The 26,084-nt window shown below is 34.9% G+C and carries 20 protein-coding genes; all 20 read left to right on the top strand.

The genetic code is table 11. The features are described from left to right. The first annotated feature begins 134 nt into the window (after positions 1-134). Complete coding sequence (gene pfkA / locus NKG37_RS25165) at positions 135-1,049, top strand: 6-phosphofructokinase (protein WP_016202783.1); 915 nt, start codon at positions 135-137, stop codon at positions 1,047-1,049. A gap of 116 nt (positions 1,050-1,165) precedes the next feature. Continuing rightward, entirely contained in the window at positions 1,166-2,926 is a 1,761-nt protein-coding gene (gene pyk / locus NKG37_RS25160; protein WP_016202782.1) for a pyruvate kinase, read from the top strand. A gap of 248 nt (positions 2,927-3,174) precedes the next feature. Beyond that, the gene (locus NKG37_RS25155) at positions 3,175-3,564 is read left to right on the top strand and encodes an FxsA family protein (RefSeq protein ID WP_016202781.1); all 390 of its coding nucleotides are present in this window, start codon (positions 3,175-3,177) and stop codon (positions 3,562-3,564) included. 372 nt (positions 3,565-3,936) lie between these two features. Next, positions 3,937-5,679, top strand: coding sequence for a sensor histidine kinase (locus NKG37_RS25150; protein ID WP_254415513.1), 1,743 nt, complete (start codon positions 3,937-3,939; stop codon positions 5,677-5,679). Position 5,680: 1 nt separating this feature from the next. Beyond that, on the top strand, positions 5,681-6,466 hold the full coding sequence (locus NKG37_RS25145) for a response regulator transcription factor (RefSeq protein WP_169188963.1): 786 nt from the start codon (positions 5,681-5,683) through the stop codon (positions 6,464-6,466). Between the two features lie 112 nt (positions 6,467-6,578). Next, on the top strand, positions 6,579-7,898 hold the full coding sequence (locus NKG37_RS25140; RefSeq protein ID WP_169188962.1) for an extracellular solute-binding protein: 1,320 nt from the start codon (positions 6,579-6,581) through the stop codon (positions 7,896-7,898). A 219-nt stretch (positions 7,899-8,117) separates the two neighbouring features. Beyond that, positions 8,118-8,996 carry a carbohydrate ABC transporter permease gene (locus NKG37_RS25135; RefSeq protein ID WP_016201835.1) on the top strand — a complete coding sequence of 293 codons (879 nt, stop codon included), beginning with the start codon at positions 8,118-8,120 and terminating at the stop codon, positions 8,994-8,996. A gap of 15 nt (positions 8,997-9,011) precedes the next feature. After that, positions 9,012-9,908, top strand: a complete 897-nt coding sequence (locus NKG37_RS25130; protein ID WP_205835642.1) for a carbohydrate ABC transporter permease — start codon at positions 9,012-9,014, stop codon at positions 9,906-9,908. Between the two features lie 22 nt (positions 9,909-9,930). Beyond that, positions 9,931-12,051, top strand: a complete 2,121-nt coding sequence (locus tag NKG37_RS25125; RefSeq protein WP_254415512.1) for a glycoside hydrolase family 52 protein — start codon at positions 9,931-9,933, stop codon at positions 12,049-12,051. 238 nt (positions 12,052-12,289) lie between these two features. Next, positions 12,290-12,925: a YesL family protein gene (locus NKG37_RS25120; RefSeq protein WP_101730647.1), complete on the top strand. Its 636-nt coding sequence runs from the start codon at positions 12,290-12,292 to the stop codon at positions 12,923-12,925. A 116-nt stretch (positions 12,926-13,041) separates the two neighbouring features. Continuing rightward, positions 13,042-13,833 (top strand): Nif3-like dinuclear metal center hexameric protein, encoded by a 792-nt coding sequence (locus tag NKG37_RS25115; RefSeq protein ID WP_016201831.1) that lies wholly within the window; start codon positions 13,042-13,044, stop codon positions 13,831-13,833. 332 nt (positions 13,834-14,165) lie between these two features. Continuing rightward, entirely contained in the window at positions 14,166-15,128 is a 963-nt protein-coding gene (locus tag NKG37_RS25110; RefSeq protein WP_016201830.1) for an ABC transporter permease, read from the top strand. Between the two features lie 12 nt (positions 15,129-15,140). Next, positions 15,141-16,010 carry a carbohydrate ABC transporter permease gene (locus NKG37_RS25105; RefSeq protein WP_016201829.1) on the top strand — a complete coding sequence of 290 codons (870 nt, stop codon included), beginning with the start codon at positions 15,141-15,143 and terminating at the stop codon, positions 16,008-16,010. A 127-nt stretch (positions 16,011-16,137) separates the two neighbouring features. Next, positions 16,138-17,763 carry an ABC transporter substrate-binding protein gene (locus NKG37_RS25100; RefSeq protein ID WP_212119233.1) on the top strand — a complete coding sequence of 542 codons (1,626 nt, stop codon included), beginning with the start codon at positions 16,138-16,140 and terminating at the stop codon, positions 17,761-17,763. A 299-nt stretch (positions 17,764-18,062) separates the two neighbouring features. Beyond that, positions 18,063-18,800, top strand: coding sequence for a DUF624 domain-containing protein (locus NKG37_RS25095; protein WP_101730649.1), 738 nt, complete (start codon positions 18,063-18,065; stop codon positions 18,798-18,800). A 169-nt stretch (positions 18,801-18,969) separates the two neighbouring features. Then, the gene (gene uxuA / locus NKG37_RS25090; RefSeq protein WP_254415511.1) at positions 18,970-20,085 is read left to right on the top strand and encodes a mannonate dehydratase; all 1,116 of its coding nucleotides are present in this window, start codon (positions 18,970-18,972) and stop codon (positions 20,083-20,085) included. Continuing rightward, the gene (locus tag NKG37_RS25085) at positions 20,069-20,914 is read left to right on the top strand and encodes an SDR family oxidoreductase (protein ID WP_016201826.1); all 846 of its coding nucleotides are present in this window, start codon (positions 20,069-20,071) and stop codon (positions 20,912-20,914) included. The genes uxuA and NKG37_RS25085 overlap by 17 nt, the downstream gene beginning before the upstream one ends. Positions 20,915-21,111: 197 nt before the next feature. Beyond that, positions 21,112-23,163, top strand: a complete 2,052-nt coding sequence (locus NKG37_RS25080) for an alpha-glucuronidase family glycosyl hydrolase (protein WP_254415510.1) — start codon at positions 21,112-21,114, stop codon at positions 23,161-23,163. A 205-nt stretch (positions 23,164-23,368) separates the two neighbouring features. Next, positions 23,369-24,883: a GH39 family glycosyl hydrolase gene (locus NKG37_RS25075; protein WP_016201824.1), complete on the top strand. Its 1,515-nt coding sequence runs from the start codon at positions 23,369-23,371 to the stop codon at positions 24,881-24,883. A 68-nt stretch (positions 24,884-24,951) separates the two neighbouring features. Further along, a complete protein-coding gene (locus tag NKG37_RS25070) occupies positions 24,952-26,031 on the top strand; it encodes a family 8 glycosyl hydrolase (RefSeq protein ID WP_254416442.1) in 1,080 nt (359 codons plus the stop codon). Positions 26,032-26,084 lie beyond the last annotated feature (53 nt).

Here is a 26,084-nt window from a genome sequence, read left to right as displayed (position 1 = left end):
GCAGACAGCTATTTTGTTATATAATAGTATATGTATGTTGTGCTACATAATTTATTTGTTAATGAAATTATGAGGTGAGGAAATTGACAGTTAAAAGAATTGGTGTATTAACAAGTGGCGGTGACGCACCAGGAATGAATGCGGCCGTTCGAGCGGTAGTACGTAAAGCCATATTTCATGGCGTAGAAGTATATGGTGTTATTGGCGGTTATGCTGGGCTAATTAGTGGTAACTTCAGAAAATTAGAAGTTGGCTCTGTTGGTGATATTATTCATCGTGGCGGAACATTCCTTTTTTCTGCGCGCTGTGAAGAATTTAAAACAAAAGAAGGTCAACAAAAAGGAATTGAGCAATTAAAGAAACATAATATCGATGGTCTTGTTGTCATTGGTGGAGATGGGTCTTATATGGGTGCGAAGGCGCTTACAGAACAAGGCTTTCCTTGTGTTGGCGTTCCAGGTACAATTGACAATGATATTCCAGGAACGGAATTTACTATTGGCTTCGATACGGCACTAAACACAGTTATTGATGCTATTGATAAAATTCGTGATACAGCAACTTCTCATGAAAGAACATTTATTATTGAAGTGATGGGAAGAAATGCAGGAGATATCGCATTATGGGCTGGATTAGCTGGTGGTGCGGAAACAATCCTTATTCCTGAAGAAGGTTTCCATTTAGAAGAGATTGTAAAGAGATTGAAAAAAGGTCAGGAGCGCGGCAAAAAACATAGTATCATCGTCGTAGCTGAAGGAGTAGCAAGTGGTGTTGAAATCGGCAAATTAATTGAAGAAAACACAGACTTTGATACACGTGTATCTGTTTTAGGACATATGCAACGTGGTGGATCACCTACAGCACAAGACCGTGTATTAGCTAGCCGTCTAGGAGCTTATGCAGTTGAGCTACTTGTTGAAGGTAAAGGTGGAAGAGCTGTTGGTATCGAGAAAAATCAATTAGTAGATTATGATATCATTGAAGCGTTAGCACGTAAACATACGATTGACAATAATTTATATCACTTATCAAAAGAATTATCAATTTAATAAAACAGTAGGAATTTATGATTATCTAGTACATGTTATGACAGAGATAACGCATAAATTCCTAAAATGCTGTTAAGTAATTATTTTTTTACTAATATTATCGGAGGTTATTTTGAATGCGTAAAACGAAGATTGTATGTACTATTGGACCTGCAAGTGAAAGTGTAGAAAAATTAACGCAATTAATGGAAGCTGGAATGAATGTTGCTCGCCTTAACTTTTCTCATGGCGATTTCGAAGAGCATGGTGCTAGAATAAAAAATATTCGTGAAGCAGCAGAAATTACTGGTAACAATATTGCGATTCTTTTAGATACAAAAGGTCCTGAAATCAGAACAAACAATATGAAAGATGGTGCTATCGAACTAGTTTCTGGTAATGATATCATCGTTTCTATGACAGAAGTAGAAGGTACAACAGAAAAATTCTCTGTTACTTATGAAGGCTTAATTGATGATGTGGAAGCTGGTAGTAAAATTCTACTTGATGATGGCTTAATTGGTCTTGAAGTAACAAAAGTAGACAAAGCAGCTGGGGAAATACATACAAAAATTTTAAATTCAGGAACATTAAAAAATAAAAAAGGTGTAAACGTTCCTGGAGTAGCTGTAAAGCTTCCTGGTATGACAGAAAAAGATGCAAATGATATCCGTTTTGGTATTGAACAAGGAATTGATTTTATTGCTGCATCTTTCGTACGACGTGCATCTGATGTTTTAGAAATTAAGCAATTATTAGAAGATAATAATGCATCTCATATCCATATTATTCCTAAGATTGAAAACCAAGAAGGTGTGGATAATATTGATGAAATTCTTGAAGTTTCTGATGGATTAATGGTTGCCCGTGGTGATTTAGGGGTTGAAATTCCTGCTGAAGAAGTACCATTAGTACAAAAATTATTAATTAAAAAATGTAATACTTTAGGTAAACCAGTTATTACTGCAACACAAATGCTAGATTCTATGCAACGTAACCCACGTCCTACTCGTGCAGAGGCAAGTGACGTAGCAAATGCGATCTTTGATGGAACGGATGCAATTATGCTTTCAGGAGAAACAGCAGCAGGATCTTATCCAGTAGAAGCTGTACAAACAATGAACAATATTGCTTCAAGAGCAGAAGAAGCTTTAAATTACAAAGAAATTTTATCTAAACGCAGCAGAGATTCTGAGCATTCTATTACTGATTCAATCGGACAATCTGTTGCTCATACAGCATTGAATTTAGAAGTAAAAGCGGTAATTACACCAACTGGTAGTGGCCATACTGCAAGAATGATTTCTAAATATCGTCCAGAAGCTCCAATTGTTGCTGTAACTTATGATGCAAGAATTCAAAGACAATTAGCACTAGTTTGGGGAGTATACCCACGTCTAAGCCAAAAATCAGAATCAACAGATGAAATGCTTGATGTAGCTGTTCAAGAAGGTGTTAACAGCTCTATCGTAACTCATGGAGATTTAGTAGTGATTACAGCTGGCCTTCCTGTTGGTGAAACTGGTACAACAAACATCATGAAAATTCATGTAATTGGAGATGTTCTTGCTAAAGGACAAGGAATTGGCCGTAAAACTGCATTCGGTAAAGCAGTAATTGCGACAAGTGCAAAAGAAGCTTTAGATAAAGTTAATTCTGGTTCAATTCTTGTAACAAATGCAACGGATCGTGATATGGTGCCTGCATTAGAAAAATGTAGTGCATTAATTGTTGAAGAGGGTGGCTTAACAAGCCATGCGGCTGTTGTAGGTTTAAATATTGGAATTCCTGTTATCGTAGGAGTAGAAAATGCAACAAACATCTTAAAAGATGGATTAGATATTACAGTTGATTCTCGTAGCGGCTATGTTTATAGCGGACATGCTAGCGTACTTTAATCTGTGAATCATTAAATAATCCAAAGGAAGAATAGCCTTACCTAAATTAATAGGTAAGGCTATTCTTCTTTTTTTGTAGGCGGCTACTACACTGGGATTGGAATCCATACTAGCAATTGTAGCTATCTAATCAGAATAACAGAATTTTACAATGACATAAAAAGAGAAACGGATGCTGTCTACTATCAGCAAGGAACAAAAAAAGGTATAATAAAAAGAAAGGGAAATTAAATGAGGATGGTGACAACTTGAGAAATTTTATTATCAGCTTGCTGCTATTGCCACTAATCGAGCTTATAATCTTTCTTCTAGCTGGAAATATAATTGGAATAACAGAAACCTTAATTATAGTAATTGGAACAGGAATTTTAGGTGGGGTTTTACTAAAGAAACAAGGATTAAAGGCAATTCGCAATGTCCAAGTTCAGTTAAATCAAGGTATAATGCCAGGAGACGCTATTTTAGATAGCTTTTGTGTGCTTGTAGGCGGACTGTTATTGCTGTTTCCAGGATTTCTAACGGATATTGTAGGTGTGATTATTCTATTCCCTCCTACAAGGAGAATAGGAAAGAACTTATTAATGAGAAGCATACAAAGAAAGCTGCAAAAGAAAAATCGAGTAACCATTATTCATTAGTAGATAAACCTGTTTTTTAAAGATTGTTGTCTTTAATAGGAAAAGTATGAAAAGGAAGTACTAAACAGACTGAATACACGTAGACCCTAGGATAGCGAGAGAGATGAGATATCGTAAGGCTTGCCGAGCTGAAGTTGTATTCAGGCTCTGAGCTAAAGCATAAAGCAATAAACTTTATGAAAACAGCTAAATAAAAAGGAGTCTGATTTATTACAAAAGTAATTAGTCAGGCTCTTTTTTGTATTACATGTTTATCTAAAATTTTCTTTGAATTCAAAATAATTATTATGTTTATTTGTATAATGAATAAACAAAGTGGGCGTAATTTTTGGTATAATAATGTTGCAAATAAAGTGAAAGGCGATAAAATCGATGTTTAATATATTAAGAAAATGGAATACATTACGGAATCAGATCTTATTTGTATTTTTATCAGTTATGTTAGTCGTTCTTTTATTTGTAAGTACATTGATTTTTAATCAAGTATCGTCATTATTAAAAAATAATGCAGAAAAACAAATTCAACAAGTCGCAGTGGAAGCAAACGGAAGAATAGAGACTTTGTATGAGCAGTTAAATATGGCGTCGAAATTAGCAGCAACTAATGATAAGGTACAAAAGCTTTTAACGAAGGAATATGAACAAAAGAATGTAACTTTTTATGAAAAACAAGAATTGATGGGAACTGTTAATACAATCACGGCGAATTCTGATGGTATCTTTTCTTTTCAGTTATTTACAAGTAATCAAAAACGAATTTTGCCACTTGATGATGCGAATATAATGACTGGTTTGGATGCGAGTTGGGTAGAAAAGGCTGATCAAGCAAAGGGAAGTCTTGTATGGATTGGAGAGGATCCTAATGACAGCAATTATTTTCTCGCAATCAGGAGAGTCAATCTAATTAATCGCAGTTTTACTAATGGTGGATATCTGCTTTTTAGTATTTATGATAATTATTTTCAGTTTGCTAATCAAGCGCTTACCGATGAAACAAATCAATATTTTATCCTTTTAGATCAATTAAATCAACCAATAATCACTAATTTTGAACAGTCAAGTGAGCCAATCGTACAGAGTAATAAAAAAACAATTCAAATAAATGAAAAGGATTACATGATCACGAAAAACTTTTCCTACATGACAGGTTGGACTGTCCTGATTTTGACACCGTACAATACATTAACAGAAGGCATTACGGTGTTACGAACGAGTATCCTTCTTGCTGGTATAATTGGACTGCTAATTTTCTTTGTCTGTTCTTTTTTTCTTTCGAATATTATCACTCGGCCGATTATCCGCTTAACAAATACGATGAGATTCGCTAGTGAAGGTTCATTACCGCTGACACCCAGCATCTCCTCAGTCAATGAAATAAATGAACTAAATAGTACATATAATCAACTCGTAAAAGAAACAAACCATTTGATAACGATGGTTTATCAAAAGGAAATTTTTCGAAGTAGAAGTGAATTAAGAGCTTTGCAGGCACAAATCAATCCTCACTTTTTATTTAATACACTAGATGCCCTTCATTGGTCGCTAGAAGAAAAAGACGAGGAAGAGTTAGCAGAGCTTGTAGTTACCATGTCTAATTTATTTCGATACACTATTTCTCGATCTACAGAAGATGAGTGGGTTCGTATAAAAGACGAGATAGCACATATAGAAGATTATATGGAAATAATGAAAATGCGATTTGGAGAAGAGTTGAAATGGCATATACATCTCCCAAAAGCATTTGAAGAGGTTAAAATTCCAAAATTTTTAATACAGCCATTAGTAGAAAATGCTGTATTACACGGTGCAGAGAATAAGGTAGGACAATGTACTGTTGATGTAGTGGTGAAACAAGCAGAAATAGATAACCACATAAAGGTGATTGTTAGAGATGATGGAATTGGTATAAGTGAGACTAAATTATCAAGAATTAAGGAATCGATGGAAAGAGGAGGCATTACTTCTGCTACAGGCAAAGGAATGGCTATTTCCAATGTATATAAAAGGCTTACACTCTATTATCAGGAAAGGCAGCAAAAGGGACTAATAATTGAAAGTATTGAAAATAAAGGAACATTAATTTCTTTTGAAATTCCAAAAGATGGAGGGATGTAAGATGTATGCGAAAACCATTTTGATTGTTGATGATGAGCCAAGATCAAGGGAAGGCATCAAAAAAACGTTGGAGAGCTGGTCTAACGGGCAATTTCAAATTTTGACGGCAGAAAATGCAGAAACTGCCATTGACATCATGCAAAATCAAAAAGTAAACATCCTCATAACAGATATACGCATGCCAAAAATTACGGGTATAACCATGCTTAAAACAATGAAAGATCAAAAATATCTGCCTGTGGTTATTGTAATCTCCGCCTATTCGGAATTTGAATATGCTCAAGAGGCTCTTCGATTAGGCGTTATTAATTATTTATTAAAGCCAATTAGTAAAAAGAAATTAATTGAAGCTGTTGAAGATGCCATTAAAATTGATAAAGATAAAGAAAGAGCCGATATTATTTCAAGGGTTGTCGATAATAAGTTAATAGATGCAACAGTAACAAATGAATCGGTAAGAGAGCCGATTCAGAAAGCTTTGCTTTATATTGACAAGCATTTAAAAGAAGAATTAACTCAACGTGATGTAGCCGATCATGTTTATTTAAATCCGAGCTATTTTAGTGTGCTATTTAAAGAGGAGATTCGTTTAACGTTTAGTGAATATATCATGAGAAGAAGAATTCAGCATGCCAAAAATCTGCTTATCTCTACAAAGCTCTCCATTACTGATATTGCAGAAGAATCAGGATATAAAACAGCTAAATACTTTATTAAAATCTTTAAAGAGCTAGAAGGAAAGACACCGAGCGCTTACCGAAAAACAAATAATGAAAGGGCTTTCTAAAAATAGTTGAACTTTTTCTAATCATTGTTACCTTTTTTAGAAAATCTAATAATGATAGACTTTATTTGTAAGAAAAAAGTAAATAAATAGGATGGTATAGGGGGTAGTTTTAATGTTTCATAGAAAAGCAATGTCAGCACTATTATCTATTGCTTTATTAATGGTTTTAGTTTTAGCAGGATGTTCTTCATCCACTTCTTCGAACGATGAAAGCGCTTCAAAAGATGGGGATAAAACAGTAATTAAATTTATGCATCTATGGCCAGAGGGGAGCTCGAAAGCACAGTTCACAATTGTAAACGATATCATTAAGCAATATGAAAAAGACCACCCAGATGTAAAAGTTCAAACAGAGATTCTTGGAAACGAGCAATATAAAGATAAAATTAAAGTACTATCAGCGTCTAATGAACTTCCAGATGTTGGGGTAACATGGGCAGCAGGATATATGCAGCCATTTGTTAAAGGTGAAATGTTTGCTCCATTGGATGATGTAATAGATAGCAACTTTAAAGATCAATTTGTTGCAGGTACGACAGAAGCATTTGCCATAGACGGTAAAACATACGGTCTTCCACTCGAATTAAATATAACACCTGTGTATTACAATAAAGAAATCTTTGAAAAATATAATCTAGAAGTTCCTGAAACATATGATGAATTTTTAACTGTTGTTAAAACACTAACTGATAATGGTGTTACACCAATCACATTAGGTAATAAAGATCGCTGGACTGGTTCTATGTGGTATATGTACCTTGCAGATAGAATTGGAGGACCAGAAGTACTAACAAATGCAATTAATCGAAGCGGTAGTTTCGAAGATCCAGCACTTGTTCAAGCAGCTGAAGAAATCAAAAAATTAGTGGACATGGGCGGGTTCGTAAAAGGTTTTAACGGTTTATCCAATGATGAGGCAAAAGGATACTTTATGAATGAGCAAGCAGCTATGTATTTAATGGCTACTTGGGAATTGCCAAACTATACAACTAGCCCAGATGTTACACAAGAATTTAAAGATAAAGTAGGATACTTTAAGTTTCCAACTTACGAAGGCGGTAAAGGTGATATTAACAGTTATGTAGGTGGACCTGGAGTTGGATTGTTTGTTTCTGAGAAATCTAAAGTAAAAGAAGAAGCAAAAGATTTTGTTGCTTATTTAGTACAAGAATGGGGCAAAAACTCTGTTAAAGATGCGGGGGTAATTCCAGCAACTGTTGTTGACACTTCAAACATTGAGCTAGATCAAATGTATATCGATATTTTAAATGATCTTGGTGAGGCATCAAACTTAACATTATATGCAGATGTTCAAATGAGCTCTAGTGTAGCACAAGTACATTTAGATATGATTCAATCACTATTTGGCGGTCAGGCAACACCAAAAGAATTCACAGCAAAACAAGAACAAGCATTAGCTGAAGAAGAATAACAAAAGAACAGGTGGAATCTATCAGAAAAAGCAGGTGGATTCCACTATTTAAAAGATTATCACTTTGAATAAATAGTTATGATAATCACATTATTGATTTTAAGAGAAGGCTCTGTTAAACGATAATATTGGTCTAATGTATGTAACATTACTTCATTAGAATATCCAAACTTATCCTTTAACAAAGCCTTCCTAATCAATAAGGAGGGAGAGCAGAAAATGAAAAACGTGATGTCGAATAAATGGATTATTACCCTTTATGTGCTCCCTGCACTGTTACTCATTTTAATTTTAATCTATATTCCTATTATATTAACAGGATATTATGGCTTAATGGATTGGGACGGTATAGGAGCTAAGACCTTTATAGGGCTAGATAATTATATACAGCTTATGAAAGATAAAATGTTTTGGACGAGTACTTATCATTCGGTTTTATTAGCTGTTTTTTCTGCAATTAGTTTAATTGCCTATTTAGTAATTTCATTAATTTTAGCAAGTAAGATAAAAGGGGCAGGATTACTTCGTAAAATTTACTTAATTCCTATGTTATTGTCTTCTGTAGCGATTGCCCAGTTATGGTTGAAAATTTTTGATCCAACAAATGGAATGCTAAACAAACTATTAGAAATGTTTGGGGTCGTAAATACACCGATATGGCTGGCTGATCCTAATTTAGTACTATACTCCATTTTCATTCCAATTGTATGGCAATATGCTGGATTTTATATCATTATTTATTATGCAGCATTAAAAGGAGTGCCAGACGAAATTATTGAGGCAGCAAAAATTGATGGAGCAACACCATTTCAAATAGCTTATAAGATTAAGCTTCCATTGATTGCTCCCGTAATAAAAGTAACAATCGTATTAGCAATTGTAGGGTCATTAAAATACTTTGATTTAATCTATGTAATGACTGGTGGAGGACCAAACGGAGCTAGTGAAGTAATGGCATCTTATATGTATAAGGAAGCATTCAAAACATATAATTTCGGCTACGGTAGTGCAATTGGGTTTGCGTTACTAGTGATCTGTCTTGTCATGACATGGGTAATACAAAAATTAACAGCATCAAAAGAAGATGCTCAGTACTAAAGGAGAGAGATAATCATGAGTGAAGTAGTGGTTCAAAAAAATAATAAAACTGATTTATCCACATCTCCTAAAATAAAAGGATCTATTGGAAGTAAAATAGGATACGGCTTTTTGTATTTAGTGCTTGGAATAATTGCCATTTTTCAAATATATCCACTCATTTGGTTGTTCTTCTTTTCTTTAAAAACAAATCAAGAAGTGTTTGGCTTATCTCCATTTGCTCTTCCTAAGGATCCGCAATGGGGGAACTATGTAAAAGTATGGACACAAGGGAATATTAGCCAATATTTCTTTAACAGTGTTTGGATTACCGTTATTGCAGTAGTTTTAACAGTCATTTTGGCAAGTTTTGTTACCTTTGCAATTACAAGAATGCATTGGAAACTAAGTAAAATGGTTCTTGGTTTATTTATGGTAGGAATCATGATTCCCTTGCATTCCACATTGATTCCTTTATTTAGTTTCTTTAATCAATTACAACTAATCGATAATCCGCTATCGATTATCTTATCGTATACAGCGTTTAATCTGCCATTAACTATAATGATTTTATTAGGATTCTATCAAGCATTACCGCGTGAATTAGAAGAAGCAGCTGTAATGGATGGTTGTTCGATTCATCGCATATTCTTTCAAATCACGCTACCAATGACAACTCCCGTTATGGCAACCGTTGTTATTATCAATATGATTTATAACTGGAATGAATTTGTGTTCGTTAATACATTCATTAGCTCAGATAAATGGAAAACATTAACCGTTGGTGTGAATAACTTTGTCGGTCAATATTTAACAGATTGGGGAGCTATTGGCGCAACTTTAATGATTAGTATTATTCCAATTTTAATTGCCTTCATCGTATTAAGTAATAAAATTGTAGAAGGATTAGCTGCTGGATCTGTAAAAGGATAAGGAAAGGGAGGAATTAATAACAATGCCAAAAAATTCATTTTTTAATGCTCATCATTCTCCAATAGGAGCGTTTTCCAGCTTCACACTAGGTTTTCCAGGTGCAGGTGGCGGATTAGATTTAGAGCTAGGTCGTTCTCCTAAACAAAATATTTATATTGGTGCTGAAGTTTTAGACAAAAAAGGGACATATCAAGCATTTCCATTCTTTGCGTATCAAGAGGATGATGAAAGTAAAAGGTATGATATTGAAAATATGGATCCAGATCCTGATAAGCCTAATATAATTTTTCCTATCTCTAAAGATAAAATAAAACGTAATTTTCAACTTGGAACAGATACATGGGAATCTGAGGATCTATCTTTTACTATTTACTCCCAAGTGGAAGGTGTTCCAGATCCAAAAGCTGCAAATGAAGAAGAATTGAAAAGTACTATTTTGCCAGCTGTACTTGCTGAATTGACAGTAGATAATACAAATGGAACAAGAAATAGACGGGCTTTTTTCGGCTATCAGGGGAGTGATCCTTATTCATCGATGCGAAGAGTCGATGATACAATGGATGGCTTTGCAGGTATTGGTCAAGGCAGATTGACTGCTATTGTATCCAATAATCCTGATGTAAAATCAGCAATGCACTTTAGTTTGGAAAATATTCTAACAACTCCTGAAGAAGAGAATTGGACATTTGGATTAGGACCTTTAGGAGCACTTGTTATGGATGTTCCAGCAGGAGAAAAAAGAACATACCAATTTGCCATCTGTTTTTATAGAGGTGGGATTGTAACTGCAGGAATGGATACTTCTTATTACTATACAAACTTCTTTAATAATATCGAGTCTGTTGCTGAATATGCGCTTAAAAACTTTGATCCACTTGCAGACAGAGCGAAAAATGCGAATAAAAAAATAGATAGTACAAATCATTTATCAGAAGATCAAAAGTTTATGTTAATTCACTCTATTCGCAGCTATTACGGTTCTACGCAACTCTTAGATAATTATGGTGAGCCTTTTTGGGTGGTAAACGAAGGGGAATATCGAATGATGAATACCTTCGATTTAACAGTGGATCAGATTTTCTATGAACTAAGGATGAATCCATGGACAGTGAAAAATGAATTAGATATGTTTGTACAACGATTTAGTTATGAAGATACCGTTCGGTTTCCAAATGATGATACAGAATATCCAGGCGGCATAAGTTTTACCCATGATATGGGCGTAGCGAATACTATATCTCGTCCTCATTATTCATCCTATGAATTATATGGCTTAGACGGATGCTTCTCACACATGACACATGAACAGCTAGTAAACTGGGTATTATGTGCTGCTCTTTATGTTAGCCATACAGAGGATAAAGAGTGGCTGGATGCGAATTTAGAAATAGTGGAACGATGTTTTGATAGTATGTTAAATCGAGATCATCCAGAACCAGATAAACGTAACGGCTTAATGGGATTAGATTCTTCGAGAGTAATGGGTGGTGCAGAAATTACCACCTATGACAGCCTTGATGTGTCTTTAGGGCAGGCAAGAAACAATATTTATCTCGCAGGAAAAATATGGGCTTCCTATATTGCGCTTGAAAGAATATTTGCAGAGAATGAGCGAACAGAGTTAGCCAAAATTGCTGGAGAACAAGCAGAAAAATGTGCGGCAACGATTGTGGAGCATGTAACGGAAGCTGGTTATATTCCAGCTGTCATCGGTGAAGGCAATGACTCGAAAATTATTCCAGCAATTGAAGGATTAATATTCCCATACTTTACAAACTGTAAGGATGCATTAGATGTGAATGGTCGTTTCGGGGCATACATTCAAGCATTAAAAACACATTTTGAAACAGTTTTAACAGAAGGAATTTGTTTATTTGAAGATGGTGGCTGGAAAATTTCATCGACAAGTAATAATTCTTGGCTAAGTAAAATTTATTTATGCCAATTTATCGCTCGAGAAATTCTGGGCTGGAACTGGGATGAAAAAGGAGCAAAGGCTGATGCTACACATGTAGAATGGCTAACACATCCCGAACTGTCCATTTGGAGTTGGAGTGATCAAATAATAGCAGGAGAAATTGCGGGAAGCAAATACTACCCACGCGGAGTAACAAGCATCTTGTGGTTAGAAGAAAAGCAGTAGAAGCCCCTTTTCAGATAGTGTATTTCCGCTCTTAACGGGTAGTGAAAACCTTCAGATTAAGCTGCGGAAAATGGAGGAAGCCTTTGTGATGAAACTCTCTCTTAAAAGTCTGATAAGTACAACTAACCATCAGTGGGGGATGAGAAAAGATCCCTACTGATGGAAGTTTTCTTTATAGTAATTTAAAAATAAGTCAGAAAATAGGCTAGAAGGAAAGAAGAAAGTAGAGGGGATAAGCATGTCAACAAAACCAATGGGGAAGTTATATACCATTTGTGAATGGATTATGAAGCTAGCTTATATTAATTTACTGTGGATAATGTTCACAGTCAGTGGTCTTATCCTATTGGGCTTTATGCCAGCAACAGCAGCACTATTTACTGTTGTCCGAAAATGGTTTATGAAAGAAACGGAAGTTCCCATCTGGAAAACATTCTTCTCCGTCTATAAAAGTGAATTTATCAAGAGCAATAGTTTTGGTTTAGTATTTGTAATGGCTGGAATAATGTTGTATGTAGATTACTATCTTATTTTAAATTTAGATGGGATAATCCGTATTGTTGCAACAAGTATATTGCTATTGATTTCTTGTTTATACCTTATTACCGTTTTATTCTTCTTTCCTGTTTACGTACATTACGAGCTAAAGTTTTTTGACTACTTTAAATACTCCTTTTTTCTAGGAGTTTTAAATATCCACATATTAATGCTAGCGATCCTTGGATTAGCAGCAGATATGTTTCTATTATTCTATATACCTGGTCTTCTTCCATTTTTTAGTGGCGTTTCTATAGCTTTCATACTAATGTCAAGTAGTATTCTCATTTTTCAGCGTGTGCAGAAACTAAAAACAAATAAAGTGATCACAGAATAAGAGTAGAATCGATAATTAGAAAAAATAATAGTAAAAGTTGTAAAAAAAAATAGTTTGTATATTGAATAAACAAACTTTGGCATGGTATAATTTGATTAACTTGAGGGGGAGATAAAATGACGAGTGTTCAAAGAGTAGTAGAAAAACTAATCGAGCCCGCAAGAAAGTTTGAATCAACAACAGATGTACTAATAAAAGGATCTCCTCATATTGATGTGACAGGAATTGTAATCGCATTCATGCTAACGCAAGAAGTATTAGAAAAGGCAATTTCACTTAAAGCTAATTTGATCATTACCCATGAAGGTCCTTTTTACAGTCATGCAAATTGGAAAGACAAATATGCGAACGATCCTATATGCATGGCAAAGCTCCGATTAATAGAAGAGTCGAATGTCACTATTTTTCGCTTTCATGATTATTTTCATCGCTATGACCCAGACGGAATAATGCTAGGTTTAATCCATAAGCTTGAATGGAGAGAATATATCGAAAAGCATCAACCAACAGCAACAACTTTAACGATACCGCAAAAAACGGTTGGGGAAATAGCAACGTATGTAAAAGCGAAGCTTGGTGCGCCTTTTGTAAGAATTGTAGGCGATTTGTCCATGCAATGTCAAAAGATAGGATTACTTGCAGGCTATCGTGGTGGAGGAGAATTGGTAATTCCTTTATTCCAACAGCACCATTTAGATCTAATTATAGCAGGCGAAGGTCCAGAATGGGAGTCACCTGAGTATGTAAGAGATGCTATTTACCAAGGGAAAAAGAGGGCAATAATTTTGATTGGTCATGCTGTTAGTGAAGAACCAGGCATGGAATATCTAACATCTATAGTGAAAGCTGAATTTCCACATATTCCTGTACATTACTTGAAAGAGGATCCACTGTTTCAGATTCTTTAAACAAGAAAAGTTTTTGTCGATAATCTACCATACTAGTATGGTTAAACTGAATGAACAAAAAATCCGCATTTCACAACCTGATTAACATTTATTCTTTTCATTACCATCACTCCAATTTAAATCGACTTTGCAATCAATCATAAACTTATTTATATTATCTTTTTTTAATTTTGTAATAGAGCTTCTTAGTTTTGTTGGGTAAGCGCTTTAAAGTAGTGTATTTCGCTTCATTCATTTAAGTGAAGCTTTGCTTTATAACAGTCTGCTAGCTGCTATTCAATGAATCAGCAAACGACTGGTGTGTCACTATTAAACAGAAACGGGGGGTTCTCATGGAAACAGAAGTCGTTCAATCACAAGTAAATAAGACAATAAAGACAAAAAGAAGTAGATTTAAAACAACGTTAACTGCTATACGGAAAGATTGGCAGCTATATTCCTTGTTGGTTTTACCACTCATCTATTTATTAATTTTTAAATATGGTCCAATGCTTGGAAATGTTATCGCTTTCAGAAGGTATATGCCAGGCGGAAAAATGTATGGCGAACAATGGGTAGGCTTATATTATTTTGAGATGTTTATTAACGACCCGGTATTTTGGAATGTATTTAAAAACACCCTCATTCTAGGCGGAATAACTTTACTGTTTTGTTTTCCGATGCCAATTATTTTTGCTCTTCTTTTAAATGAAATAAAGTCGAAAAAATTCAAGAAATTTGTACAAACAGCTTCCTATTTACCGCATTTTTTATCTATTGTTATCATAGCTGGAATGATTTTACAATTGACTGCATTAAACGGTTCCATTAATGCGATAGTAGAGTTTTTTACAGGAGAAAAAATAAGCTTTATTCAAAGTCCAGACTGGTTTAGGACAATTTATGTTACATCGGAAGTATGGCAAGGAATGGGATGGGGAGCGATTCTTTACTTGGCTGCCCTAACGACTATTGATGATTCTTTATATGAAGCAGCAAAGATAGATGGTGCTAACCGCTGGAAACAAACCTGGCATATTACCATTCCAGGTATATTGCCGACAATTGTTACACTCCTAATTTTGAATATTGGTAGTTTCCTAGCGATTGGCTTTGAAAAGATCTTATTGATTTACAATCCTTTAACCTATGAAACTTCAGATGTTATTTCAACATATCTATACCGTGTTGGTTTAGAATCAAATAATTTTAGTTATGCGGCTGCTATTGGGTTATTTGAATCCATAATAGGCTTAGTGCTTGTGTTAACAGCGAATAGCATATCGAGAAAACTAACTGAAAGAAGTTTATGGTAGGGGGGAGATTAGATGAAAGAATCGAAGCAATACAAAATCTTTAAAGTCTTTAATGTATGTATTCTATTAATTATTATATTTTGTACGTTATATCCATTTATAAATGTAGTTGCACAGTCTTTTAGTAGTGAGTCTTATATCAATTCAGGACAGGTAAATTTGTTTCCAAAGGGATTTAATGTAGAAACCTATCAGAAGGTTCTTTCTGATACGATGTTTTGGATTAATTATAAAAACACAGTTGTGTATACAGTGGTAGGTACAATCATTTCCATGTTTTTGACGACAATATTTGCCTATGCACTTTCAAAAAGAAGATTAGTAGGACGCAGGTTTTTAACAGTATTTGCTGTATTTACGATGTTCTTTAACGGAGGCTTAATTCCAAACTATGTTTTAATCAACGCATTAGGATTCGCTAATACTATGTGGGCAATTGTTATCCCAGGTGCTATTAGTATTTATAATATGCTGATTATGAAATCTTTTTTTGAAAATATGCCTGAGGAACTTGAAGAGGCAGCAGCTATTGATGGTTTAAACACGTATGGCATTCTATTAAAAATTGTATTGCCATTAAGTAAAGCTGTAATTGCCACGATGGTGTTATTTTATGCAGTGGCATATTGGAATTCTTGGTTCAGTGCTTTCATTTATTTAGATAAAAAAGAATTATTTCCAGTTACTATCTATCTACGAAATATGATTGCGGGAACAACTAGTGGCATGTCAGCTGGTGCAACATCAGCCGACAACTTAACACAAATCTCTGCAAATATTAAGTCGGTAACAATGGTATTAACGATTTTGCCAATATTAACGGTGTATCCATTTGTACAAAAGTACTTTGTTTCTGGCGTAATGTTAGGTTCTATTAAGTAATAAAATAGGACCTTAATAGTAACAGGAGTTCAGCGTAGTTGTTTTTCCTAAGGATTCCTTCTATACGCCTGCTTTTAGTGAAAAACGACTTTACGCTTTTCCTATATATATAAGGGGAGGAAATACTATGAAAGAAAGTTGTAAAAAGGTTGGGCTATTTCTAGGTTTGATGATGTTAGTACTTATTGCTGTAGCTTGTTCGAATGAAGAATCAACAAGTAAAGAGGCAGAAGTATCGACAAAAGGGGCAATGGAATCTTATAATGCAGGGGACACATTTAAAGCAACTGAGCCATTTGATTTATCTATTTTATATATGGATCAGCCAACATATCCATATAAAGAAGATTGGCTATTATGGGATAAGATTAAAGAAATCACAGGTGTTACATTAAAGCCAACTATTGTACCAATGAGTGATTACACACAAAAAAGAAGTTTGTTAATTAGTTCAGGGGATGCACCAATTGTTATTCCAAAAACATACCCAGGAGAAGAATCTGCTTTTGTAGCATCTGGTGCGGCACTTCCGGTAAGCGATTACATTGATAAAATGCCTCATTTCAAAGAAAAAGTAGAAAAATGGAATATGGATTCTGAATTAGATACTTTACGTCAAAATGATGGGAAATTCTATGTACTTCCAGGTTTACATGAAGAGGTTTGGCCAGATTATACGTTAATTGTAAGAACAGATATCTTTGAAGAAAATAACATTGCTATTCCAACAACATGGGATGAGCTGTATACATCAATGAAGAAATTGAAAGAAGTATATCCAGATTCAATTCCTTTCTCTGACCGCTTTACGTTTAATAGTACACTGAATATTGCAGCAACAGGTTTTGGAACGAAAGCTGGATGGGGATTCGGAAACGGCTTGTCTTATGATCAAGATGCAGATGAATTCGTTTATGCAGCAACAACAGATGGCTATAAAGAAATGCTTACTTACTTTCACAAGTTAGTGGAAGAAGGCTTGTTAGACGAAGAAAGTTTCACACAAAGCGATGATCAAGCTGTACAGAAATTTGTAACTGGTAAATCATTCATTATAAATGGAAACTCTCAGACAATTAACTTACATCGTGTGGATATGGATAAAACATTAGGTAAAGGAAACTACGCTATTTCAAAAATTACTGTTCCTGGTGGTCCTGCTGGCCAATTAATGTCAGGATCTAGGTTAGAAAACGGCGTGATGATTACTTCGAAAATTAAAGAAAGCGAAAACTTCGAAGCAATTCTTCAGTTTATTGACTGGTTATATTACAGTGATGAAGGGCAAGAATTTACTAAATGGGGAGTAGAAGGAACAACGTTCACGAAGGAAGATGGAGAAAGAAAATTAACAGATGATATCAATTACAATGGTTTAAATCCGAATGGAACACAGGATTTACGTGTTGACTATGGTTTCTCTGGCGGGGTTTTTGCTTATGGTGGAACAACAGACTTGCTTCATTCCATGATGAGTGAAGAAGAGATTAAGTTCCAAAATGATATGAAAGCAGTCAAAACACCAATTCCAACAGACCCATTAATTCCTTATTCTATTGAAGATAGAGAAAAGGCAACATTACAAAGTACACCATTAAAAGATTATACAAACCAAAACACATTAAAGTTTATTTTAGGTACTCGTGATTTAAGTGAATTTGATGCTTTTGTAAAAGAGCTACAAAGTCAAGGCTTAGATCAATATGTAGATACAGCAAACAAAACGTATCAAGAATACAAGAAAAATAACTAAGTAATAATGATGGATGAGATATCTTCTAACAATCGGCTCTTGCTAAAAAGCTGGTTTCAAAAGATTATTGTGCTGCAAATAGAAAAATTTTAAAAAGTAATACGGAGCAGCCTGGATACACGTAGACGCCACGGAATTAGCGAGCAGTATGAGTGAAATCCTGAAGACTCTCCGCTCTCCTCACGGGAAGTGATGTGTATTCAGGCTGCAGGTTAATAGAAACAAACTTTAAGAAAAGAACCTTTCTAAAAAGCAGAATGTCTCATCCTCCATTTATATTTTGAAAGAAGGTGAAAAGCATGGAACAAAAAAAAGAGTTTGGCCAAGGGATATTATTTACATTTAGTAATTATGTGTATTGGATTTTATTAACAAATATCTATTTTGTCGCGACCAATGCAGTATTCATTTTTTTCTTCATGACATTAACACCATCATTTTCTAATATTGCACTATATGCTCTTGCCTTAATACCATCAGGACCAGCTATATCAGGACTGCTTTATTCGATGGAGAAATTAGTGAGAACGAAGGAATTGTCGCCAACTGCTGACTTTTTCTATGGCTATCGATCGAATTTAAAAGGTACGTTTTATATCTGGACCATAATCCTAGCGGTATTCTTTGTCTTACTCATCGACTTACAATACCTCCGTATGACAGTAACTCCAGTCAATCAAATCATTTTTATCGTTGTGCTTATACTTACTCTTATCTGGACAATGCTTAGTATAAATATACTAATAATCAATGCCAAATACACTTTTCGATTAAGAGATTTAGTAAAGTTGTCTGCGTATTATTTGTTTATTAAGTTCAAAGAAACAATAGGCAATATATTAATCTTATTTTTAGTTGGGGTTGCAACGGTAATGACGACTGATTTCCTAGTAATTTTTATTGCCAGTTTAATTGCAATGATCATGTCATTTAATTCAAGAGCGATGTTGAATCATATAGAAAGTAATTTCCTAAAAAAAGCTACATCAAATAGTATGGATGAAACGTATGATGCTCCGCATGTACATGGATCATAAGAGGAATTTAATAATTCCTTTTAGCATAAATTATAATTTTTTTAAAATGATATATGAATACTATAAGGCCCCGGTTGGTCGGAACTAAACTTATTTTCATACAAAAAATTATTTTAAGATTAATGGAGGCATATAGTGTAAAGAGATGAATTGATAGGAGGTTTTGTTAGTGAAGGCAACATTTAGGTGGTTTGGCAAGGAGGATGACAGCGTTTCCTTAGAGTATATTAGACAAATACCTGGAATCGATGGTATTGTGGGTGCTTTATTTGATATTCCTGTAGGAGAAGTGTGGCCTGAAAGTAGGATCATGGAGCTGAAGGAAGAGATTAATAGAAACGGCATGAGCCTAGAAGTGATTGAAAGTGTAAATATTCATGAAGATATAAAGCTTGGTCTTCCATCTCGAGAAAAATACATTGAAAATTATAAAGAAACGATTCGAAATCTGGCAAAAGCTGGTGTCAAGGTAATCTGCTATAATTTTATGCCGATTTTTGATTGGACACGTTCCGATCTAGCAAAGGAGCTTCCTGATGGATCGACTGTTCTTGCATACGAAAAAGCAAAAATAGAGTCGATTGAACCGTTAGAGTTAATCGAACAAATGGAGAATTTATCGAATGGATATTCTCTTCCTGGCTGGGAACCAGAAAGGCTAAAAGCGATAAAGCAGTTATTTGAATTATATCAAGATGTAACAGAAGAAGATTTATTTGATCATCTTCAGTATTTCTTAGAGCAAGTAATTCCGGTAGCAGAAGAATGTGATATTAAAATGGCAATCCATCCAGATGATCCACCATGGTCCGTATTTGGTCTACCACGAATTGTTCGATCGAAGGAGAATTTAGAGCGAATTATAAAGCTTGTGAATAGTCCATCTAATGGTTTAACGATATGCTCAGGTTCTTTAGGGGCAAATCCGAATCATGATATTCCGGATATCTTGTGTCAGTTTTTAAAAATGGATCGGGTACCCTTTGTTCATATACGAAATATTAAAATAGCCGATAACGGGGATTTTCAGGAAACCTCTCACAGAAGCACGGAAGAAGGTTCTCTTGATTTATATGAAATAGTGAAGGCTCTTCACGATTATGGATTTAAAGGTTATTTCCGTCCAGATCACGGCAGAATGATTTGGGGAGAAAAAGCAAGACCTGGTTATGGACTTTACGATCGAGCCTTAGGAATTATGTATATTTTAGGAATTTGGGATAGTTTGGAGCAAAACAATAAAGCGGTTAAGAAAGGGGAAATTAACAATGTTACCATTAATTGAAAATCTATCTGGGAAAGTAGCGGTTATTACTGGTGGTGGAGGAGTGCTTTGTAGTTGTATGGCAAAGGAGCTAGGCAGACAAGGGGTAAAAGTAGCTCTTCTTAATCGTACATATGAAAAAGCACAAAAGGTAGCGGAGGAAATAAATAAGGAAGGTGGAACTGCCATTGCTATTGCGTGTGATGTCGTAGATGTGAACAGTGTTAAGGAAGCGGAAAAAATAGTTTCTGATACATTTGGAAGCTGTGACATTCTTATAAATGGGGCAGGAGGAAATCATCCAAAGGGAATTACATCAGAAGAAATCCTACGGATAGAGGATTTGGACAAAGCAGGGCTTACTAGTTTTTTCGATTTAACGATTGAGGGCTTCTCCTTTGTATTTAATCTAAATATAATTGGAACATTGATTCCTACCCAGGTATTTTCTAAGCAAATGCTTGGGAAAAGTGGAACCATCATAAATATATCCTCAATGAGTGCGCCAAGTCCGATGACGAAAGTACCTGCCTACAGTGCAGCTAAAGCAGGTATAGAGAATTTCACAAAATGGTTAGCTGTACATATGGCGGAAACAGGTATAAGAGTAAATGCCATTGCTCCAGGATTTTTCTTAACAAAACAGAACGAAGCTTTGCTTAAAAATTCAGATGGCTCCTATACAGACCGGACGAAGAAAATATTGGCACATACGCCAGTAAAAAGATTAGGAAAACCAGAAGATCTATTAGGAACTCTATTATGGCTAGTTAATGAGGAGGCAAGCGGATTTGTTACGGGAATCAGCGTTCCGGTTGACGGAGGATTTATGGCATATTCAGGAGTTTAAGATTAGCATTTTTCGAAAAGATTGTTGTTTTTTTCAATAGAAAAAATTAATTATTTCGAAAAGGGGAGTAGCCTTAATGCATGTAGATGTTCAAGAATTAGCAACAAACGTTACGAAAACAGCTTTAAGAAAAAAGAGTAAAGTAGTTAAATTCTTTTAAAGATAAAAGATTTTACGAGAAAAGGAGTGAAGAGACAATGACATTAGTAGAAACCTTGCAAAAAACGGATGAATATAAATGCTGGCTAAGATATGAGAGAAAGAAAGATTTAGCAAATATAGAAGCATTAAAAAAAATTGTTGTATTAGAAAAAACGGAAATAATTAAGTCAGCAGTAGAAGAATTAAAAAGAGGAATATTATCGATAACAGGAATAGAACCTGAAGTTATAGCAGACATGGAAGGGAACAATTCGGCAATTGTTTTAGCAACAGTAGATAGTTCGAATATGACTACTTTGAATAGATCATTGAATAATGATGGATATATGTTACAGTCTTTCACTAAACCAAAGGAACGAATTTATTTAACAGGAAAGACCGATAAAGGTGTCTTGTATGCAGCTTTTCATTTTTTACGAATATTACAGACAAATAGAGATTATCAACAGCTAGATATTATAGAAAATCCTAAGACTCAATTAAGAATGATTAATCACTGGGACAATATGGATGGTTCTATTGAACGGGGCTATGCTGGACACTCAATCTTTTTTGAGAATAATCAATTTATACTGGATTATGGACGAATCAAAGATTATGCAAGGTTGATGGCTTCGATTGGAATTAATGGGATCTCTATCAATAATGTTAATGTTCATAAAGCTGAAACTAATCTGATTACAAAGGAATTACTTCCTGACGTGGCAAAAGTGGCAAATATATTCAGACAATACGGTATTAGACTTTTTTTATCTATTAATTATGCTAGTACGATTGAAATTGGCGGTCTTTCTACAGCTGATCCACTAGATCCACAGGTGAGAGAATGGTGGACAAAGAAAACTGCAGAAATTTATCAATATATAGAAGACTTCGGTGGCTTTGTTGTGAAAGCGGATTCTGAACATCGTCCTGGACCGTTCACTTATAATCGAAATCATGCAGATGGTGCGAATATGTTAGGGGAGGCTTTGCTACCTTTTGATGGAATCGTCATTTGGCGTTGCTTTGTATATGATTGTCTTCAAGATTGGAGAGATCGAACGACAGATCGAGCGAGAGCAGCATACGATCATTTTAAACCACTAGATGGTCAATTTTTAGAGAATGTTATTCTGCAAATCAAAAATGGACCAATGGATTTTCAAGTAAGAGAGCCAGTTTCACCACTATTTGGGGCTATGCCAGAGACAAATCAAGTACTAGAATTTCAAATCACACAAGAATATACGGGACAACAGAAACATTTATGTTATTTAATTCCCCAATGGAAAAAAGTACTGGATTTTGATACATATGCAAAAGGGGAAGGTTCTACGGTAAAAAAGGTGGTTGATGGAACTCTATTTCATTATAAATATAGTGGAATTTCAGCTGTTACAAATATTGGGAATGAGTCGAGTTGGACTGGTCACATTCTTGCACAAGCTAATCTATATGGGTATGGGAGATTAATTTGGAATCCAGACTTACCAGAAGCAACGATTACAGATGAATGGGTAACACAAACATTTGGAAATCATCCCAAAATACTAAACACTGTAAAAGAGATGCTTGCAGATTCATGGAGTATTTATGAAAAATATACCGCTCCTTTAGGAGTTGGCTGGATGGTGAATCCTAATCACCATTATGGTCCAAATGTAGACGGTTATGAATATTCCCCTTGGGGTACTTATCATTTCGCAGATTGGAAAGGGATTGGGGTAAATCGAACAAAGAAAGACGGAACTGGATATACGGAACAATATTTCCCGGAAAATTTCGACATGTATGAATCAGTGGAGACTTGTCCAGATGAATTAGTCCTATTTTTTCACCATGTTCCATATACACATATTTTAAAGTCGGGAACCACAGTAATTCAGCATATTTATAACACTCACTTTGAAGGGGTAGAAGACGTAGAAAATCTACTAGAAAGTTGGATTAGTTTAAATGGTTTAGTAGATGAAAAAAGATATAACGACATTCTACAAAGGTTAACTATTCAATTGGAACATTCTAAGGAATGGAGAGATATAATTAATACTTATTTCTATCGAAAGTCAGGGATAAATGATGAACTGAACCGTGTTATTTATTAAATATTTCTATTATAGCTATTAGTCAATTTATGTGGGCAGTATTCTCGATTTCGTCAACGAGTTAGGGAATCCACTGCCCAATGTTCTTTAGCTTATATAGGCTGTGGGTTACTAACAACAAACTTTACGAAACAATCTTTAACTAACAATATTTTGCTAGATGATTACAGAAATACATTTAAATGGAGAATAGGAGAGGTCGGTAATGGAATCAATTATTATAGCATCAAAAGGAGAGGGGAAGCTGAAGGAAAACTGGAAATATTGCATTGGAACTGGGAGACTTGGTCTGGCACTACAGAAAGAATATCTTGATCATCTCAAAATTATTCAAGAGAAAATTGGATTTAAATATATTAGAGGACATGGTTTACTTTCAGATGACGTCGGTATTTATCGGGAAATGAAGATAGGAGAGGAAGTAAAGCCATTTTATAACTTTACTTACATTGACCGCATCTTTGACTCTTTTCTTGAGCTGAACTTACGACCCTTTATTGAATTTGGTTTTATGCCAGAATTACTTTCTTCTGGTGACCAAACGATTTTTTATTGGAAAGGAAATGTAACTCCACCAAGCGATTACCAAAAATGGAGTAATTTAATTACAGCAGTAGTAAACCATTTTATTGAACGCTATGGAATAGAAGAAGTTAAACAATGGCCATTTGAAGTTTGGAATGAGCCTAACTTAGTAAACTTTTGGAAGGATGCCGATAAAGAAGAATACTTTAGGCTATATAAAGTTACAGCGCTAGCAATTAAAGCGGTAAACCAAGATCTTCAGGTTGGTGGTCCGGCAATTTGTGGTGGTGCTGACGAGTGGATTGTTGATTTCTTGAATTTCTGTCATAGGGAGAATGTGCCTGTAGATTTTGTCAGTCGGCATGCCTACACATCGCTAAGCCCTAAAAAAGTTACTCCTGATTATTATTATCAAGATCTAGTAGATAATACAGATATGCTTCAACAGTTTGAGGTAGTTCGTGGTCTAATTAAGGAATCACCTTTTTCTGATTTGCCCTTCCATATTACCGAATATAATACTTCTTATAGTCCGATCAATCCCGTTCATGATACACCGTTAAATGCAGCCTATCTTGCACGGATATTAAGTGAGGGTGGAGACTTTGTCGATTCTTTTTCGTATTGGACTTTTAGTGATGTTTTTGAAGAGGCTGATGTGCCAAAGGCTTTATTCCATGGCGGGTTTGGTTTAATGGCGCTTCATTCCATCCCAAAGCCAACTTTTCATTTATTTTCCTTTTTCAATAGACTTGGTGAGGAAGTTCTGTATCGTGATACACAAATGATTATTACGCGAAAAGAAAATGGATCGATTACACTTGTAGCTTGGAATGAGGTAATGGCTAAAGGAGAAGGCTTTGAGAAGGAATTAGTGATTAAAATACCTGTTAGTAGTGGGGAGTACTTTATGAAGAGGCAGAGTGTAGATGAGAATCATGCGAATCCTTGGAAAGTATGGAAAGAATTAGGTAGACCTCGTTTCCCAGACAAGGAATCAGTGGAAACATTAAAAGAAGCAGCTATACCAAAGTTATCTACAGCAAAACAAAAGAAAGAAGCAGATGGCTATTTAAAGCTTTCTATTACCCTAACAAAAAATGAAGTGACACTTATAGAATTAAGGGCAATAGTATATGAAACCCAAACTTATGAAGGATTAGATGATAGTCTTATAACTTCTTATTCTTCTTAATAGAAAGGAGGAGTGTTTAGGTGAAAGGTGCATTTTATACAGGTAATTATCGAAATATTTTTAAAGAGATGGGATACTCGGATACAGCTATTCAATCAAAAATAGAGGATGCATGGGCACAAATTTTTTATGGCGATGATGATACGAGAATTTATTTTCCTTCTATGGATGGAGGATATTTATTAGATACAGGGAATCTTGATGTTAGAACAGAAGGTATGTCCTATGGAATGATGATTGCTGTCCAATTAGATAAGAAAGAGGAATTTGATCGCATATGGAATTGGACAAAGAAACATATGTATATGAATACTGGAGAAAATGCTGGTTACTTTGCCTGGTCTTGTAATCCAGATGGCTCAAAGCGGTCAGATGGACCTGCACCAGACGGTGAAGAATTTTTTGCACTAGCCTTATTTTTTGCAGCCCATCGATGGGGAGATGGAGAACAACCTTTCAACTATAGTCAACAAGCAAGAGATTTATTGCAAACCTGTTTGCATAAGGAGGAAGAGGGAAAAGGACACTCCATGTGGAATCTGGACAACAAGTTAATAAAATTTGTTCCAAACTGTGAATTTACAGATCCCTCTTATCATTTGCCACATTTTTACGAGTTATTTGCTTGCTGGGCAAATCCAGAAGACCAAGCGTTTTGGAAAGAAGCAGCAGAGGCAAGCCGAGAATATTTGAAAACAGCATGTCACTCAGAAACAGGACTTGCTCCCGAATATGCTTATTATGATGGTACTCCAAATAATGATAAGGGCTATGGTCATTTTTATAGCGACTCTTATCGAGTTGCTGCAAATATAGGTCTTGATTATGAATGGTTTGGAGGAAGTGAATCAGAAAGAGAAACGGCTAATAAAATCCAGAATTTTTTTGCTGAAAAAGATCCTGAAGATTATCGGAGATACACGATTGAAGGAGTTCCTTTTACGGAAAAATCACTTCATCCAATTGGATTAATTGCAACGAATGCAATGGCTTCTTTAGCGGCCGACGGACCGAATGCTAAAAGAATGGTTGAATTATTTTGGAATACGCCAATTAGAAAAGGCGAAAGGCGGTATTATGATAATTGCTTATACTTTTTTAGTTTACTTGCTTTAAGCGGTAATTATCGAATTTGGATGCCAAAATAAATGTATGTTGAACGTATGTTTTAAACGACTTAATAATTAATATAGTCTAAACA

This window comes from Niallia sp. RD1, from assembly GCF_024219955.1.
Classification (GTDB): domain Bacteria; phylum Bacillota; class Bacilli; order Bacillales; family Cytobacillaceae; genus Niallia; species Niallia alba.
Note: the sequence above shows the minus strand (reverse complement) of the source record. Positions and strands in the feature narration are given on the sequence as shown.

Bases quoted from the DNA above. Each gene is read 5' to 3' on its own strand.
- NKG37_RS25100 (WP_212119233.1), top strand. From the start codon at position 16,138: ATGAAAGAAAGTTGTAAAAAGGTTGGGCTATTTCTAGGTTTGATGATG.
- NKG37_RS25105 (WP_016201829.1), top strand. From the start codon at position 15,141: ATGAAAGAATCGAAGCAATACAAAATCTTTAAAGTCTTTAATGTATGT.
- NKG37_RS25070 (WP_254416442.1), top strand. From the start codon at position 24,952: ATGGGATACTCGGATACAGCTATTCAATCAAAAATAGAGGATGCATGG.
- NKG37_RS25130 (WP_205835642.1), top strand. From the start codon at position 9,012: ATGAGTGAAGTAGTGGTTCAAAAAAATAATAAAACTGATTTATCCACA.
- pfkA (WP_016202783.1), top strand. From the start codon at position 135: ATGAATGCGGCCGTTCGAGCGGTAGTACGTAAAGCCATATTTCATGGC.
- NKG37_RS25115 (WP_016201831.1), top strand. From the start codon at position 13,042: ATGACGAGTGTTCAAAGAGTAGTAGAAAAACTAATCGAGCCCGCAAGA.
- NKG37_RS25120 (WP_101730647.1), top strand. From the start codon at position 12,290: ATGTCAACAAAACCAATGGGGAAGTTATATACCATTTGTGAATGGATT.
- NKG37_RS25085 (WP_016201826.1), top strand. From the start codon at position 20,069: ATGTTACCATTAATTGAAAATCTATCTGGGAAAGTAGCGGTTATTACT.
- NKG37_RS25135 (WP_016201835.1), top strand. From the start codon at position 8,118: ATGAAAAACGTGATGTCGAATAAATGGATTATTACCCTTTATGTGCTC.
- NKG37_RS25140 (WP_169188962.1), top strand. From the start codon at position 6,579: ATGTTTCATAGAAAAGCAATGTCAGCACTATTATCTATTGCTTTATTA.
- NKG37_RS25125 (WP_254415512.1), top strand. From the start codon at position 9,931: ATGCCAAAAAATTCATTTTTTAATGCTCATCATTCTCCAATAGGAGCG.
- NKG37_RS25075 (WP_016201824.1), top strand. From the start codon at position 23,369: ATGGAATCAATTATTATAGCATCAAAAGGAGAGGGGAAGCTGAAGGAA.
- NKG37_RS25095 (WP_101730649.1), top strand. From the start codon at position 18,063: ATGGAACAAAAAAAAGAGTTTGGCCAAGGGATATTATTTACATTTAGT.
- pyk (WP_016202782.1), top strand. From the start codon at position 1,166: ATGCGTAAAACGAAGATTGTATGTACTATTGGACCTGCAAGTGAAAGT.
- NKG37_RS25150 (WP_254415513.1), top strand. From the start codon at position 3,937: ATGTTTAATATATTAAGAAAATGGAATACATTACGGAATCAGATCTTA.
- NKG37_RS25145 (WP_169188963.1), top strand. From the start codon at position 5,681: ATGTATGCGAAAACCATTTTGATTGTTGATGATGAGCCAAGATCAAGG.
- NKG37_RS25080 (WP_254415510.1), top strand. From the start codon at position 21,112: ATGACATTAGTAGAAACCTTGCAAAAAACGGATGAATATAAATGCTGG.
- NKG37_RS25110 (WP_016201830.1), top strand. From the start codon at position 14,166: ATGGAAACAGAAGTCGTTCAATCACAAGTAAATAAGACAATAAAGACA.